General features: G+C 57.9%; 1 rRNA gene. It reads left to right on the top strand.

Annotated elements, in window-relative coordinates:
• Window positions 1-240 (top strand): 23S ribosomal RNA (locus QSK52_RS39400); the annotation flags it as partial.

Below are 240 nucleotides of genomic sequence, written 5' to 3'. Positions count from 1 at the left end.
TACCCTAAACCGACTCAGGTGGTCTGGTAGAGAATACCGAGGCGTTCGGGTGAACTGTGGTTAAGGAACTCGGCAAAATGCCCCCGTAACTTCGGGAGAAGGGGGGCCATTGCTGGTGACGGGACTTGCTCCCTGAGCTGGTGGTGGCCGCAGAGACCAGCGAGAAGCGACTGTTTACTAAAAACACAGGTCCGTGCGAAGCCGTAAGGCGATGTATACGGACTGACGCCTGCCCGGTGC

Origin of the sequence: Kitasatospora phosalacinea (genome assembly GCF_030268885.1) — a bacterium.
Classification (GTDB): Bacteria; Actinomycetota; Actinomycetes; order Streptomycetales; family Streptomycetaceae; genus Kitasatospora; species Kitasatospora phosalacinea_C.
This window is presented reverse-complemented; position numbering and strand designations above follow the sequence as displayed.